General features: G+C 59.3%; 13 protein-coding genes. 5 read left to right on the top strand and 8 right to left on the bottom strand.

What is annotated here, in order from left to right:
• Window positions 1–118 precede the first annotated feature (118 nt).
• A complete protein-coding gene (locus KVG88_RS25495) occupies window positions 119–3499 on the top strand; it encodes an Ig-like domain-containing protein (protein ID WP_437179968.1) in 3381 nt (1126 codons plus the stop codon).
• A gap of 112 nt (window positions 3500–3611) precedes the next feature.
• On the opposite strand, the gene KVG88_RS25490 is transcribed toward KVG88_RS25495, so the two are convergent.
• From KVG88_RS25490 to KVG88_RS25460, 7 genes are all read right to left on the bottom strand, one after another.
• The gene (locus tag KVG88_RS25490) at window positions 3612–4664 is read right to left on the bottom strand and encodes a T6SS phospholipase effector Tle1-like catalytic domain-containing protein (RefSeq protein WP_217873104.1); all 1053 of its coding nucleotides are present in this window, start codon (window positions 4662–4664) and stop codon (window positions 3612–3614) included.
• A gap of 37 nt (window positions 4665–4701) precedes the next feature.
• Entirely contained in the window at window positions 4702–5271 is a 570-nt protein-coding gene (locus tag KVG88_RS25485; protein WP_150701402.1) for a YceI family protein, read from the bottom strand.
• Window positions 5272–5395: 124 nt separating this feature from the next.
• Window positions 5396–7891, bottom strand: coding sequence for a TonB-dependent siderophore receptor (locus tag KVG88_RS25480; RefSeq protein ID WP_217873103.1), 2496 nt, complete (start codon window positions 7889–7891; stop codon window positions 5396–5398).
• 225 nt (window positions 7892–8116) lie between these two features.
• Window positions 8117–9046, bottom strand: coding sequence for a FecR family protein (locus KVG88_RS25475; protein WP_225934161.1), 930 nt, complete (start codon window positions 9044–9046; stop codon window positions 8117–8119).
• Window positions 9047–9072: 26 nt separating this feature from the next.
• Complete coding sequence (locus tag KVG88_RS25470) at window positions 9073–9618, bottom strand: sigma-70 family RNA polymerase sigma factor (protein ID WP_217873101.1); 546 nt, start codon at window positions 9616–9618, stop codon at window positions 9073–9075.
• Between the two features lie 85 nt (window positions 9619–9703).
• The gene (locus tag KVG88_RS25465) at window positions 9704–10390 is read right to left on the bottom strand and encodes a phosphoribosyltransferase (protein WP_217873100.1); all 687 of its coding nucleotides are present in this window, start codon (window positions 10388–10390) and stop codon (window positions 9704–9706) included.
• A 184-nt stretch (window positions 10391–10574) separates the two neighbouring features.
• Complete coding sequence (locus KVG88_RS25460; protein ID WP_217873099.1) at window positions 10575–11936, bottom strand: MATE family efflux transporter; 1362 nt, start codon at window positions 11934–11936, stop codon at window positions 10575–10577.
• 445 nt (window positions 11937–12381) lie between these two features.
• Between KVG88_RS25460 and KVG88_RS25455 the strand changes: the two genes are divergently transcribed.
• The 4 genes from KVG88_RS25455 (at window position 12382) to KVG88_RS25440 (ending at window position 15050) form a co-directional block, all read left to right on the top strand.
• On the top strand, window positions 12382–12654 hold the full coding sequence (locus KVG88_RS25455; protein ID WP_150701397.1) for a hypothetical protein: 273 nt from the start codon (window positions 12382–12384) through the stop codon (window positions 12652–12654).
• A gap of 274 nt (window positions 12655–12928) precedes the next feature.
• Window positions 12929–13474: an NMCC_0638 family (lipo)protein gene (locus KVG88_RS25450; RefSeq protein ID WP_217873098.1), complete on the top strand. Its 546-nt coding sequence runs from the start codon at window positions 12929–12931 to the stop codon at window positions 13472–13474.
• Between the two features lie 236 nt (window positions 13475–13710).
• Entirely contained in the window at window positions 13711–14013 is a 303-nt protein-coding gene (locus tag KVG88_RS25445) for an ArsR/SmtB family transcription factor (RefSeq protein ID WP_217873097.1), read from the top strand.
• 62 nt (window positions 14014–14075) lie between these two features.
• Window positions 14076–15050 (top strand): zinc-dependent alcohol dehydrogenase family protein, encoded by a 975-nt coding sequence (locus tag KVG88_RS25440; protein WP_217873096.1) that lies wholly within the window; start codon window positions 14076–14078, stop codon window positions 15048–15050.
• 200 nt (window positions 15051–15250) lie between these two features.
• On the opposite strand, the gene KVG88_RS25435 is transcribed toward KVG88_RS25440, so the two are convergent.
• The gene (locus tag KVG88_RS25435) at window positions 15251–15709 is read right to left on the bottom strand and encodes a metallophosphoesterase family protein (RefSeq protein WP_217873095.1); all 459 of its coding nucleotides are present in this window, start codon (window positions 15707–15709) and stop codon (window positions 15251–15253) included.
• Window position 15710: the final 1 nt, after the last annotated feature.

Here is a 15710-nt window from a genome sequence, read left to right as displayed (position 1 = left end):
AGTTGCACTTCCCCACATACCGCAGCAGCTGTCGCTCTCGACGGGATGGCGGGTTTCGCCGATTTGGCATGACGCGAGGGGAAAAAAAATGAAACGTGCTACTCCACCGACTCACCCTATGAGCGGTTTACGCATGACAGGCCTGGCCTCTGCGATGCTCATGACCCTGGCGACGGCGAACGCCGTACCACTCGACGACGTTAACGAGCCGCCACCCACAGACCCCTCGGCCTACTACCCTGCGCCCGCTGACCCGATCGCCGCGGCCGCCGCGCTGGAAGCCTTGAAAGGCATGCCTGAAACCAACCAGGGTGCGATCGCCTATCCCAACGGCGTATACGGCGACCGCAACTCACCGCGTGCCGAAAACGTGCTGCCGCCCAGCGTGCAGACCTCGTTCAACTTCCCTACCAACGGCAAACCCAGCCCCTTGTTCGGGGCTCAACCGTTCACCCAGCAACTGTTGCTGTTCGAAGAGTTCGGCACGGAAAAACTCGACCCGACCCTGCCCGCGCCGCCGCTGACATTCCCGGTGCCCACCGTCGGCCCGATGCCGCAGCAGGACCCGGACAGCGTCGCCCGCAGCGGCCCATCGAGTGCCGCACTGGACGCTTTCATGCGCCAGCCCGGGTTGTATCCGTTCCCGTCGCAGTTCTCCAACGTACTGGACCGCAACCCGTGGAAGGCGCAGATCGAAACCTTCCTCAACCGCCATCCCGTGGGCTCGCCCGCCGAAGGTCGACCACCGGGAAAAGGCTGGTCACACCAGCGCTGGAACGAGTTCTACCCACAGGCGGATTTCAAGACCGTGCAAGCCGGCGCGCGGACCAACCTGGGCCTGCGCGACCGCAGGCAATTGCACAACTACGCCGTCGGTGAGTTCGGCCCTGGCGGCCTCTACTACCAGACCTCGGACATCCCCACCACCATCGGCACCACCAAAGGCATCGACACGCGCTTTCACCCCAACTTTCCCTTGCAGAACCACAAGTCGATGTGGACCTTCGACGGCACCTTTCCGCCAAAACTGCTGATGGTGCGTTACGGCCAGCCAGTGTTGATGCGTCACTACAACGCCCTGCCGATCGACCCTGCGGCCAACGCCGGGTTCGGCTTGCACACCATCAGCACCCACGAACACAACGGCCACTCCCCCGCTGAAAGCGACGGTTACACCAACGCGTTTTTCTTTCCGGGGCAGTACTACGACTATCGCTGGCCGCTGCAACTGGCCGGCTACGACACCATCAACACCGACGCCCACGACCCGCGCGCGGCGTTCCCCTGCGCGCCGGGCGAAACCCTGTTCGTCAATGATGCCAACCCGGGCCTCAAGACCTGCGACAACGGCAGCATCAAGATCCGTGGCGATTGGCGCGAAACCATGAGCACCCACTGGTTCCACGACCACATGCTCGATTTCACCGCGCAGAACGTCTACAAGGGCAACGCGGTGATGATGAACTACTACAGCGCCCTGGATCGCGGTAACGAAGCGATCGAAGACGGCGTCAACCTGCGCTTGCCCAGTGGTTCGGCGCTGCCGTGGGGCAACCGTGACTATGACGTCAACCTGGTCGTGGCCGACAAGGCCTGGGATCAGAACGGCCAGTTGTGGTTCAACCCGTTCAACACCGACGGCTTTCTTGGCGACCAGATCCTCGTTAACTGGCAATACGAACCACGCCTGAAAGTGCGCGCGCGCAGTTATCGCTTCCGCATTCTCAACGGCTCGGTGTCGCGCTATTTCAGAATCGCCGTGGTGCGTGAAATCGCCGGCAACGGTGGCGAGTTTCCAGGGCCAGCCGGCTCCAATGTGTCTTACGCCCGCGTGCCGTTCCACATGGTCGGCAACGACGGCAACCTGATGGAACACGCCGTGCCGTTCGACGGCAGCATGGATCTGGACGGTGACGGCGACAAACAGAACCACAACGCGATCTTGCCGACCCAGGGCATCGCCGAACGCTTCGACATCATCATCAACTTCGCGAAAAACGGGATCAAGACCGGCGACAAGATCTACTTCGTCAACCTGATGGAACACCAGACCGGCAAGGGTCCACAGAAGGATCCATTGAGCCTGGCCGACGTGCTGTCCGAGAAGTACAAAGCGGTGATCAAACAGGGCAGCAAAGGCCCGGAATGGGACAAGGGCGACCCGGTCGTGGGCAAGTTCATGCAAATGGTTGTGCAGCCCTATTCCGGTACCGACGTGAGCATGAACCCCGCCGACTATGAGCCTGCCAAACCGGGCAAAGCCGCCGGTAAAACCATGATCCCGCTGACCCTCGACCGTGACGATCCGTCGGTGCAGGCCAAACTGAAACTGGCGCGGCACCGCGAGTTCATTTTCGGCCGCTCCGACGGCACCGATGAAGCACCGTGGACGATCAAGACCGACGGCGGTTTTGGCTACACCATGGACTCGCGGCGGATCAGCGCGGCCCCGCAATTGGCCAACGGCCCGACCGATGGCGGCTACAGCGGCGACGGCACGCTGGAAGTGTGGAAAATCAAAAACGGCGGCAACGGCTGGAACCACCCGGTGCACGTGCACTTCGAAGAAGGGATCGTCCTCAGCCGCGACGGTAAGAAGCCGCCGGTATGGGAACAAGGGGCGCGCAAGGATGTGTATCGCATCGGCGAAGGCATCGACAGTTCGGTGGACGTGGAAATGGCAATCCATTTCCGCGAATTCGCCGGGACCTACATGGAGCACTGCCACAACACCCAGCACGAAGACACGTCGATGCTCCTGCGTTGGGATATCGAGCACCCAGGCCAGTTCCAGTTGATGCCAACCCCCCTGCCCGGCTGGGACGGTGTCACCTACGTCAACTCCGCTGCGCTGCCGACTTTCCGCAATGGCGATGGCGGTGGCAGTGACGACGACAACGAAGCCACCAACAAAAAACCCTTGGCCAACCCCGACAGCGCCACCAGCAGCAACGGGCAACCGGTGATCATCAACGTACTGGCCAACGACAGCGATCCGGACGGCAACGTACCGCTCAAAGTGGTAGGCCTGGCGCAACCGGATTCCGGCCTCGGCTCGGTCATCACCGACGGTGCACGTGTGATCTACACGCCACCGAGCACCGTCACGGCACCGTTTACCGCAACCTTCACCTACCAGGCCAGTGACGCCAAGGATGCTGCCTCGGAACCGGCAACGGTATCGGTAGCGGTCACCCCGGCAGCGGTCAACGAAGACCTGGTGGTCACCAGCGCCACCGTCACGTCCCGCAGCAACAGCCGCTACACCTGGGACCTGGCGGGGACCACCTCACGCGGCACCGGCAACACGCTGACGGTCACCGCCACCACCACCGCCGGCCCGTTGAGCCTGGGCAATGCGGTCCTTACGCCAGTCGGCACCGGCGCACGCTGGAGAGTCTCGGTCACCACCACCGGCGCCGGCCCGACACCGAACCCGACCGTGACCATTCGTTCAGCGTTTGGGCAAGCGGTGACGGTGCCGATCGTGGCGCATTGAGGGGGAATGATTGAAGCCCGGTTCATGGATCATGAACCGGGCTTCAACCCATGATTGTGTCAAGTTTTAAGTCGTCCTCGCGAGCAGGCTCACTCCCACAGGTACCGCGTGATCAACTGATTTTGTTCACTGGCCGGTAAGAACCCGCTAAATAGACATCCACATGATTTTTCGGCCGATACACACCAGAGGCGACAACCCGTTGCTGCACACTGTCATCAAAGCATTCCTGGCCGAATGGAGTCTTGCCGATAGGACGGAAGTAGCGGGCGTTCAACAGGCGATAGGTGCCGCCCAGGAAATTCGTATAGGAATCCGTGATGTCAGGCAGCGCTTTCGGCGGGCGGGGCAACTTTTTCCAGTCCAGCTCCAGACCGCACGCCATGGCTTTATCCGCCATCCACCGCAATGGAACATCTGACAGGTTGTTATTGGTGTAACCGCCGCCGACATTGGCGTGCGCTCCGCAGAACCAGACTTGCTCCATCCGTTGATTGGGCTTGGCGATCGGGTCCCAGAGCGTGCACTCGTAATTGGCCCGATGTTCGTCAATGGCGACGGCATGAAAGGCATTACGCACAATGCCGCTGAGCTCGGTGTCGTGAAACTCGTAGTATTTGTGGTTGAACCACTCAGCCGATTTGAACGGCACCCCTAATGCTCCGACCGTGTCCCAGACACCCAGAAAATGTATGTCGATTTCCCGAGAATAACTCTGGCGGAAGAATCTGGCGTTTTCCGTATCCGCGCTTGAATCGCGGGTGCGGTACAGGGTGTAGGCTTCGTCGATGCGTTTGATGTGCGTTTTTTTCAGCAAACCTACGTTACGGATCAGCCCCACCAGGCTTCGTGCGGAATAAGCGCCGCGACTGAAACCGAAAATGAACAGTTGATCGCCCTCCTCGTAACTGTTGGCCAGGGCCACGTAGCCTTCCTTGATTTTCTTCGACAGGCCAACCCCGAAGGCTCCGCCTTCAAGTTTGTCGTACCAATCGGTGCCCACACCGGTGACGTAGATTTTCTTCTGGAGCGTCCCGTCTTTGTGACTGGGCACGATTGCATCATGCAACTTGACCACATTGGTACTGGCGTCGCCATCGACCTCTGGCGCCTGATCAGGCAGGTTCCACGTGCCATCGAACGCAACGATGATTTTTTTTGGCATGTCTATCTTCCTCCCAAATGACGACCTACGCGTCGCACTAGCGTTGCGGCGCGACCATTCGAAACTGGATATTGATTTCGTTGGAGACAACGCTGTCGGCCCACTCGCCGTCGCCGATTTTGAAGTCGTCTCGCTTGAGTACCAGTTCGCCGACAAAGATCCCTACACCGTCCTGCGCCTTGAGTAAAACCGGTACATCCACTTCCCGCGTGAGCCCGCGCAACGTGAGATTGCCGGTGATCAAATAACGATCATTGCCATGGTCCTTCACGCGTGTGGACTCAAAGCTCGCTGTCGGATAAGTGGCCGTGTCGAACCAGGCTGGTTTGGGTAGTTCGGCCCTGGCATCACTGTCGTCGACCCTGATGCTTTTGAGATCGATGGTTAACTCGGCATGGGCGCCTGCGGGGTCTGCGGTATCGAAATCGAGAACACCTTTGAACGTATCGAATGTGCCGTACACCTTCGACCCCATCTGGTTATAGGTGAAGCTGATGGTGCTGGCTGTGGTGTTCACGTCGGTGAATTGAGCCGCGTGAGCGCCGGACACACCGCAGATCGCGAAAACGCCGGCCAACTCGAAGAAACGCGAAAATCGAGAGTTCATGGGACTCTCCCCAGCGTGGGTAACCCAACAGTAGGTGGACTAAAGCAAAGAACCGCCATTTGTGCCACCCGAAAAAAAACGGGCTGCCTCAATGGCAGCCCGTTTCAATATGTCGCGTTGATCTTTACCACTGATACGTCGCACTCGCCTGCACAGTCCGTTGCGCCCCATACCAGCACCACGAGTAGGAATAGCAGGACGCTACATACTCTTTGTTGGCGAGGTTGCTGGCGTTCAAAGCCAGGCGCAGATTGTCCTTGAGGCTGTTGAGGTGCGGGATGTCGTAGTGCAGCGAAGCATCGAACAGCGTGTAGCCCGGCACCTTCAACGTGTTGGCCGTATCGCCCCACGACGAACCGACATAACGGGCACCAGCGCCAACGCCGAAGCCTTTGGCAACGCCGTCATGGAAGGTGTAGTCGGCCCAGACCGACGCGGTGTGACGCGGTACGCCATACGTCGTGGTGCCTTTGGCCGGTACGGCCGGGCCAACGGCGATGTCGGTCAGCGGCGCATAACTGACGGTGCTGTTGGATTGGGTGATGCGGTTATCCAGATAGGCGTAGGCGGCGGTGATGTCCAGGTTGTCGTTGAGGCTGGCCTTGCCTTCGAGTTCGAAGCCACGCGAGCGCACTTCACCGGTCTGCTCCTGGCAGCGGCCGGTGCCGCAGAGGTGGGTCGGGTCCGGATCAAGTGTCGGTACGTTGCTCTGGCGCAGGTCGAAGACCGACGCGGTGATGAAGCTGTTGCTGCCCGGCGGCTGGTACTTGATGCCCACTTCGTATTGCTTGCCTTCGGTGGGTTTGAACACTGAACCACCGTAGCCGGTGCCCGACTGCGGCTCGAACGATTCGGAGTAGCTGGCATACGGCGAAATGCCGTTGTCGAACAGGTACACGACGCCCAGGCGACCGGTGAACGCTTCGCTCTGCAGCGAGCTCTTGGTCTTGGCGTTGGTGCGCAGGTTGGTGGTGCTGTTGTTATTGTCGGCCCAGTCATAGCGACCGCCCATCAACAACACCCATTTGTCCCACTTCACCTGCTCTTGCAGGTACAGGCCTTTCTGTTCGTTGCGTTGCGTGGCATCGGAAGTGAATGCCGGTGTGGTGACCGGCGCACCGTACACCGGATCGAAAATATCCAGGGTTGGCCCCGTGCCAAAACCGGATTTGGTGTGGGTGCTGGTGTTCTGGTAATCGGCACCGAACAACACCGTGTGCTGCAACGCGCCGGTGTCGAATTTGGCCTGCACCTGATTGTCCACGGTCCAGGAATCGAGGTTCACGTCGGTGGCGATGGTGGAGCGATTGGACGTGCGGTAATCGGCTCGCAGGTTGCTGTTGTAGATGCTGCGGTAGTCACCTTCGCTTTGCAGGTAACGCAGATTCTGGCGCACGGTCCAGACGTCGTTGATGTGGTGTTCGAACAAGTAGCCGAGCGAGAAATACTCCCGGTCGCTCTTCTCGAAATCCTCTTCACCGTCGTAGAAGTCGACGTCAATGCTACGCCCCAACGGGCTGTGCAACACCGAGCCCCAGGCCGGCACCGAGCCGTACGAAGCGGCTTTCGGATCTTTCTGGAAATGCCCGAGCAAGGTCAGCGAAGTGTCTTCGCTCGGACGCCAGGTGAAGGCCGACGACAGCGCCTGACGCTGAGTCTCGGTGTGTTCGAGCTGGCCGTCGGCCTCGTCGTACAGACCGGCAACGCGATAGGAATACACGCCCTGATCATCCAGCGGGCCGGTGGTGTCGAAGGTCGTGCGTTTCTTGTTGAAGGTGCCGTACTCGATACCGACTTCGTGGAACGGCGTATCCAGCGGGCGCTTGCTCACCATGTTGAGCACGCCGCTAGGGCTGGCCTGCCCGTACAACACTGACGATGGGCCGCGCAGCACCTCTACCCGCTCCAGATCGAAGGCATCCTTTTGCGGTGAAGCGTCACGGCTGCCGGGCATGCGCAAGCCGTCCAGATAAGTGGCCGGCGAGAAGCCACGAATGGTCATCTGATCGAGACGCGACGCCGTCGAGCCGCGAGTCTCAGGCACCACCGCCGCGGTGTAGCGCAGAATCTGGTTGAGGCTCTCGGCGCCTTGGGCGCGCATCTGATCCTTGGTCACCACGGAAATCGACTGTGGCGTTTCGATCAGCGCCGTGTCGGTTTTGGTCCCCGACATCGCGCGGGTCGCGACATAACCCGCCACCGGACCGGTCGGGTTTTCGCTCTGATAGGCACCGTTGATGTCGGTGGCGCCCAACATCAACGTACCGGCGACCGGCTCCGGGATCGGCTCGATTCGATACCGGGTGGCCGACAGCGCGATGGCGCTCAGGCCGCTGCCTTGCAGCAATCGGTTGAGTGCGTCGGGGGTGCTGAACTGGCCTGACAAACCGTTGCTGGTTTTTCCACGGGTCATTGCCGGATCGAAAGCCAGTGTGAGGTCCGCTTGCTCAGCGAAGTTGTTGAGTGCCCGACTCAAATCCCCGGCAGGAATGGCGAAACTGCGTACTGCGCTGGTAGCGGTCTCGGACGAAGTCGATTCGGCGGCATGCAGGGGAACCGTGACAAAAGCCATCGCGACCGAAAGCGCCAATGGATGCAATGGACGAGCAAAGCGTGACATGGAAAATCCTGTGAAATGGGGAGCGTTACTATCCATGACGGCCATGTCGGAAAAACGGACAACGAATACGAGCGATTTGCATTAAAAAACCAAAAGCACCGCAAAAACCTGTAGGAGCGAGCCTGCTCGCGATGACGGAGTGTCAGACGCCTTGGCGTTCACTGACACGGCGCAATCGCGAGCAGGGCTCACTCCTACAGGTTTTAGGCGCTTTAGTTGCATGCGCTACAACGGCTTAACGACCACCAACAGATCGGTGAAGTACTCGACCTTGATCGGCAGGTTATCGGCCAACGTCGCCAACGCCGCGTCGGTATCATCAAGGCGAAATACCCCTGAAACGCGCAGGTCTTGCAACGCTTGCACATCGAAGCGCACCAGTCCGTGACGGTAACCGGCCAGTGCCTGAAGCACCTCGCTCACCGGGCGGTCATCGACCTTGAGCAAACCGCGCGTCCAGGCATCCGGGTCAGCGTTGCCAATGGCTTGCGGTGCTTGCGCCCGCCCGTCCTTGAGCCTCGTCTGCTGCCCCGCCATGACCTTGACCGCCTCGGCACCGTTAGGCTTGGCCGCCACTACCGACTCCAGCACCGTGACCACAGTGGCGCCATCTTCAGCGCGGCGCACCAAGTAACGTGTCCCCAGTGCGGTCGCCGTGCCTTGGTCGGTGCGCACCACGAATGGCCGCTGGGCGTCCTTGGCCACCTCGACCCACATCTCACCCGTGAGCAATTCGACCACCCGTTGCCGACCGTCGAATTTCACGTCCAGCGCCGAGTTGCTGTTGAGTTGTACCCGGCTGCCGTCAGCCAGCGCCACCTCTCGCCGCTCGCCCACGTCGGTGCGTTGGTCGGCGAACCACAGGGGCAAATTCTCCAGGCCGAACCAGGCGCAGAACAACACACTCAATACGCCAAATACTTGAGCGCCACGGCGTGCGGTTTTCCCTCGTGGTTGCACGAAGGCTTGTTTGAGCGCCAATCGCGCCGGTACCGCCGGTAACTCATCGAGGCTCGACCACAACGCACGCATGCGTTTGTGCGCCAACTGATGACGCGGGTCGGCCTTGCACCAGGCATTGAATGCCTCGCGGTCGGTGTCGCTGACCGCCTCGTCGTGCAGCAGCGTGAGCCATTGGGCCGCTTCGGCGATCATCTGTTCGGTCGGTTTATCGAGGCTCGTCACGCCGTTGAATCCTCGGCGTACAGGGCGTTGTAGCAATGCACCAGCACACTCGCGACGTAGTTTTTCACCGTGCTCGCAGACACCTTCAGTTCGATGGCGATTTCGCTGTAAGTCAGGCCATCGAGGCGGCTGAGCAAAAATGCTTCGCGGGTCTTGGTTGGCAATCCGGCGAGCATGGCGGATATTTTTTCCAGCGCCTCAAGCGCGGCGTGCACCGCTGCCGGGTCAGGCATGCCGGCGTCGTGGGCCTGCAACGCCAACGCCTCAAGGTACGCCTGCTCGATCCGCCGACGCCGCGCGCCATCGATCAACAAGCGCCCGGCCATCGTCGCCAGGAACGCCCGGGGCTCTTTGATAGATTGCGGTTCGGCGAGGGTCAGCACGCGAATGAACGCATCGTGCGCCAGGTCCGCTGCTCGTTGCGAGCAACCCAGTTTTTTCCGCAGCCAGCCATGCAGCCACGAATGGTGATTGCTGTAGAGCTCGGTGAAAGTCTGCTGACGACGCGCAAGATCGTCGCCTGCCACGGAAAATTCGGGCATACGAAAAAATTTCTCAAATAAGAAAGATTACCAATAGCGCAAACGATGACAGCAAAACTTCATCAGAGCAAGCGACGTTGTGCGATCAATCTTCAGTGTCTGGTGTACCGGCCTCTCGCTGCCAGGCCCGCTGCAACAAGCCGATCACCTCGGCATCCGCCGTCTGGGAAAAATCCACGTACCAATGCCCAATCGACGTGAACCAGTCCGGATAAAGCGGGCACACCAGCTCATCCACATCACCGCGCAACGCCTCCGCCGTTTCAATCGGCGCCACCGGCACGGCCACCACAATGCGCGACGGCGCCTGTAATCGCACCGCCTGCACTGCCGCCCTCATCGAAGCACCGGTTGCCAGGCCGTCGTCGATCAGGATCACCACTTGGTCCTTGAGCTGCACCGGCGCACGTGAACCCCGATAAACCTGTTCGCGGCGCAACAGCTCGCGGCTTTCCCGGTCGACCACGGCCTGGAATGCCGCCGTGTCTATCGGATGAAAGCGTAGTGCTTCTTCATTGCGAATCAGAATACCGCCACTGGCAATCGCACCCATGGCGTACTCCGGTCGGGAGGGCACACCGAGTTTGCGCACCAGCATCAAATCAAGGCGAACACCCAGCGCCGTGGCCACTTCATAGGCCACCGGCACCCCACCACGTGGCAAGGCGAGAACGATCACGTCGGATCGAAGGGCGTATTGCAGCAACGGCTCCACCAACCGCTGTCCGGCTGCGGCACGGTCTTGCAAGATGGAATGGGATAAGGGGCTCATGGAAAACCTCCTCAGGCGATGGCGCCCGTTGGTGACTCCCCCACCGGTAGATTGTCGGTTCGACGATGGATGTCATCAAGTCCTGTGAGCACCACGCCCCCTGTAGGAGCGAGCCTGCTCGCGATGACGGTGGACCCGTTGAAAAAGATGTCGACTGGGTTGGCGCCAATCTAAACCGACCCCACTACACCAACCGCTCAATCTTCTGATGCTGCCAAACCAATTTGTAATACAGCGTCTGCAACGCCAGCATCCCCAGATACGCCACCGGAAACGCCATCCACACCCCTTGCAGCCCGAACCGCGCATCCAGCAAATACGCCACCGGCAACTGCACGCACACCACGCACACAATCGAGATCGCCACCGGCACCATTACCGTGCCGCTGGCGCGCATGATGCCGCCGATGATCGCCTGGAAACCGAACACCAACAGGCTCCAAAGCATGATGTGCAACAGGTGCTCCGCCATGTTCAACGTCGCCTCTTCGGTGAGAAACGACGCCAGCAACCAGCTCGACAACAAGTACCCGAGCACAATCAAGCCACCGGTCAGGCACACGTTGATCATCAACCCAGTCTTCAGAATCGGCCCGATGCGCTCAATGCGCCCTGCCCCAATCGCCTGCGCGCCGAGAATCGACGCCGTGATCGCAATCGACAGCGCAGGAAACTGCACGTAATTGACGATCTGCGTCACCGCGCCATACGCCGCCGTTGCCTGCGACCCGTGCTGGTTCACCAGCGCCAGAATCACCAGCTCAGACAGCGACAACACCACCATCTGCAACCCGGTGGGCAGACCGATGCGCAACACCTTGCCGAGGATTGCCCAATCCAGCTTCATCGCCGCAAAAAACTCGCGATCCGGTGCCAGTGGATGCCCGCGCCGAATCAAGCGCCACGCCAGCCACCCCATCGCCACCAGGTTGCCCGCCAACCCGGCGAACGCCGCACTCTGAATCCCCAGCGGCGGCAAACCCAACCACCCGCGAATCAACGCCGGCGTCAGCGCCAGGCCGATCACGGTCGATACCACCAGCGCCAACAACGGCGACAACGTATCGCTCACCCCGCGCAGCAACTGCGTGAACAACACAAACACCAAGAGCGACGGCATGAACCACAACATCACATGCGCATACGCCACCGCATCGTCCAGCACATCCGCCGGCGTCCCCAACCCCTCCAGCGAAGTCCGCGCAAACACGCTCCCCACCACCGCCGCCACCAATCCGATCAACACCCCCAACATCAACGTCGCCCCGGCAATCGCCTTCACCAAATGCGTCTCCCGAGCCCCCCACGCCTGCCCGATCAACACACCCGCGCCAGCCCCCAAACCGATGACCAGGGCGATGAAGAAAAACACGATGGGAAACATGCCGGACACGGCTGCCAGCGCTTGAGTGCCGAGCATCTGGCCGATGTAGATACTGTTGACGGTGCCGGACATGGATTGCAGGAAATTCGACAGGACCATCGGCGCCAGGAAAAGCAGATAGATTTTCCAGAGTGGGCGTTGGGATTGCGCTGGGGTTTGCATTAGGTGGAGGTCCATCTCGACGGCGTGAGGGCTGAATGAAGGATAGCTTCGGTGAGATACGCGCGACGGGCAATGAACATTTCGGGGTTGTGTTTAGTTTTGCTGGGAAGTTATGTGAAAGGTCTGAAATTTCATTGTGATTGGTCCTACATAAAGCTCGGAATGTCTCACCTACCGCACTGATGATATGCGGCTTATAGTCATTGCCGTCGCCCAAATGGCGAATTGGGTTTGGCGACCCGATCGAATCGGAATGCAATGCGCTGTGCTTTAATGCACGCGCTTTTGCATGCCCGCAAAGTTGTCTTTATGGCAGCTGTGCGCGGGAGGCCTTAGGGTCTGCCGGTATCCCGATCCCGGTTCGCCAACCTGCGTATAGCTGTCACCCATTCGTTTGGCGACGAATGAGGGGCAGTCAACCTTTGCACTGATCGGAGTTACATCTATGGAAAGATACATGCCCCTCACCGGAATCGACCTGATTCCACCCTCCCTGCTCATCGATACCCAAGCCCCACTCGACGTTCTCCAAGCCATGGCGGATTACCGTATTAGCACGGTTACGCAGGTGCTGGAGAATATTGCCTTTCGCGCAGAGATTGGCTGCGACACGGTGGTGTTGTCGGACTTCTCCAAACTGCTGGCCATTCCGTTGCGGGATGGGTGTGATTTGATGGATGTGATTGGGCGACGGTTGCGGGTGCAGGCGGCGGAGTGAATGGAAACGGGCGCTAAAGGCGCCCGTTTTTGTTCGGCGAGAAAAGTCATTCACACTGTTGTGCGAGCAGAACTTAGTCCTCGTTCGACCCGAAGCTGTCATCGTCATAACTGTTTTCGTTGACCAAGGGGACAGATTTATTTTTCAGATAAATAGATCCTCCCCTTTGAATCACGACACTCCGACTCCTTTCAAAAAGGGCAAACACACAGTCAATCGACGGATGAAATCCCCAAGCTATGCTTAGCTCCATCCAACGACAAGGAGCGTCCGCATGCCCAAACTTTTCCCCGTCCTGATCATCCTCACCTTGGCTTCAAACGTATGCCTGGCCAGCGAAGCCGATGACCAAGCCAACGCGTTCACCGAGATTTACCTCTCGACGTGCATGAAACACCTTTCCCAACTCGACACCCTACGAACAGCGCTAAAACGCGTACCCGCACTTCCTCCTGAAAAGGCAGCGTATTTCCTCTCAGACAAGCCAGGCGATGCCTGGTCGGTTCCAGATAAACGCGGAACTTTCGTACTTGCGCTCCCCAGCGACAAAAATTTTTGCTCGGTTTATGGCCGCAAAGCCAACACTGAGACCGCAAAAAAGTTGTTTCTCGCCTTGATCACAAACCCACCTGCCCCGCTCACCGCCAAACTGGTGAGAGAAGAACAAAAACAATCCTCCCTCAATGGACCCACTCAAACCATTGCCTACGAATGGTCGGTACCGAATGCGGCACGGAAGATGATGTTTATTTTTTCGATGGCGCCTTCAGAAAGTGCGCAGGTTCAGGTGTGGGGTTCGGCGTCTATGGTCAGTGAGTGAAATCGAACCGAAGACTCCGACGACAAACCCGCAACCCATCCCGTAGCAGCTGGCGCAGCCTGCGTTCGGCTGCGAAGCAGACGCAAAATCAGGCAGCGCGGTCCTTTAGGATGATCACCTTTGCAGGTTTACGACTGCTGCGCAGCCGAACACAGGCTTCGCCAGCCGCTACACAATGTGCGTGGCCTGAGCGCCTCCCGTATTGACATATCGATAAATCTCGATATCCTGCACTCATGGACCTACTCGAAATATTCAAAGCCCTCTCAAATCCTACACGCCTTCAAATCTTGAAAGGCTTGAAGGACCCCGTTAAGAACTTCCCTCCGCAGGATGAGGGTGACGTTCTCACGGTGGGGGTCTGCGTCAGCAGTATTCAGGAAGGTATCGGGCTGTCGCAGTCAACGGTGTCTGGTTATCTTGCGACGCTGCAACGAGTGGGCCTGGTCGAAGTCCGACGCATCGGACAATGGACCTACTACAAGCGCAATGAAGCAGCCATCAGTGCGCTGGCCGAGATCATAGGGACAGATCTGTAATTTTTTTGCCCCATGATATCGAGATATCTCGATATCCCTTTTTGTCGATACGAGGATCTACTATGAAAGCGATGATACTTAGAGCATTTGGCGGCCCGGATTCGTTCGAACTTCGCGACGTGCCCAAGCCAGTGCCGCGTGCAGGACAAGTGCTGGTGCGGGTCCACGCGACCTCCATCAACCCGTTGGATTTCCAGGTTCGACGTGGCGACTATGCCGACCTGGTGCCACTGCCGGCCATTACCGGTCATGACGTGTCGGGCGTTGTTGAAGAAGTGGGTCCGGGTGTGACGGCCTTCGCTCCGGGAGACGAAGTCTGGTACACCCCGCAAATTTTCGACGGTCCTGGAAGTTACGCCGAATACCACGTTGCAGACGAAAGCATTATCGGGAAGAAGCCGCCTTCACTGAGTCATCTTGAGGCGGCAAGTCTGACCCTGGTTGGCGGGACTGTGTGGGAAGCACTGACCGTGCGAGCGGCCCTCAGAGTGGGAGAAAGCATTCTGATCCACGGCGGCGCCGGGGGCGTCGGACATGTGGCGATCCAGGTGGCAAAAGCCATTGGAGCACGGGTGTTCACCACCGTGCGCGAAGCAAACTTTGAGTTCGCACGAAGCATGGGCGCCGATGTCGTTATCGACTACGAAAAGGAGGATTACGTCGACGCCATCAATCGGGAAACGGATGGCCACGGAGTCGATGTGGTGTTCGACACCATCGGCGGCAACACATTATCCCGTAGCCCCGATGCCCTCGCCCAACTGGGCCGAGTGGTTTCCATCGTGGACATTGCCCAGCCACAAAACCTCGTTCAGGCCTGGGGCAAAAATGCGAGTTATCACTTCGTGTTCACCCGACAAAACCGCGGCAAGCTGGATGAATTGAGCACGTTGATCGCGCGCGGTCAGCTGCGCCCGCACGTTGGCGCTGTCTATTCGCTTGCCGACATTGCGCTCGCCCATGCCCGGTTGGAAAGTCCCAACAATGGCCTTCAAGGAAAAATCGCGATTGCCGTCGAGCCATCGCTGCTCCCCTAAGTGGAGACATCAAGATCAGCAACCCACCCCGTAGCAGCTGGCGAAGCCTGCGTTCGGCGGCGAAGCAGACGCAAAATCAGGCAGTGCGGTCCTTCAGGATGACTTCACGCTCAGGTTTACGACTGCTGCGCAGCCGGACGCAGGCTTCGCCAGCTGCTACACAGAGTGCGTGGCAGCGACGCGGTCGGAGGCGGGTTCCATTATCCCAACAACGAAACCAATCGCGGCTCAATCGCCCCCTCTTCCACGTCTAGCAACGCCAACGTCACCGGCAACTTGAACCGTCGCGGCCCTGCGCTGCCGGGGTTCAGGAACAGCCGTTCACTGCGCCATTCAATGAGCGGCTTATGCGAATGCCCGGTGATCACCAACCGTGTGCCAACATCGAGAAGATCCGGGACGTCGGCGATGTCGTGGACCAACAGGGTCGACCAGCCATTGAGATCAAAACTCAGGTGATCGGCGATGTGTTCTGCCCATGGGGCCGCCTGGTCATTGTTGCCCCGCACGACATGCAAGGGCGCAATCGCTGCCAGTTGTTCGAGGATTTGCGGTTTGCCGATGTCACCGGCGTGAATGATTCGCTCGCAGCCTTGCAACGCCACGAGGGCTTCGGGGCGGAGCAGGCCGTGGGTATCGGAGATCACGCCAACTTTCATG

It is taken from the genome of Pseudomonas azerbaijanoccidentalis (genome assembly GCF_019145495.1).
GTDB lineage: Bacteria > Pseudomonadota > Gammaproteobacteria > Pseudomonadales > Pseudomonadaceae > Aquipseudomonas > Aquipseudomonas azerbaijanoccidentalis.
This window is presented reverse-complemented; position numbering and strand designations above follow the sequence as displayed.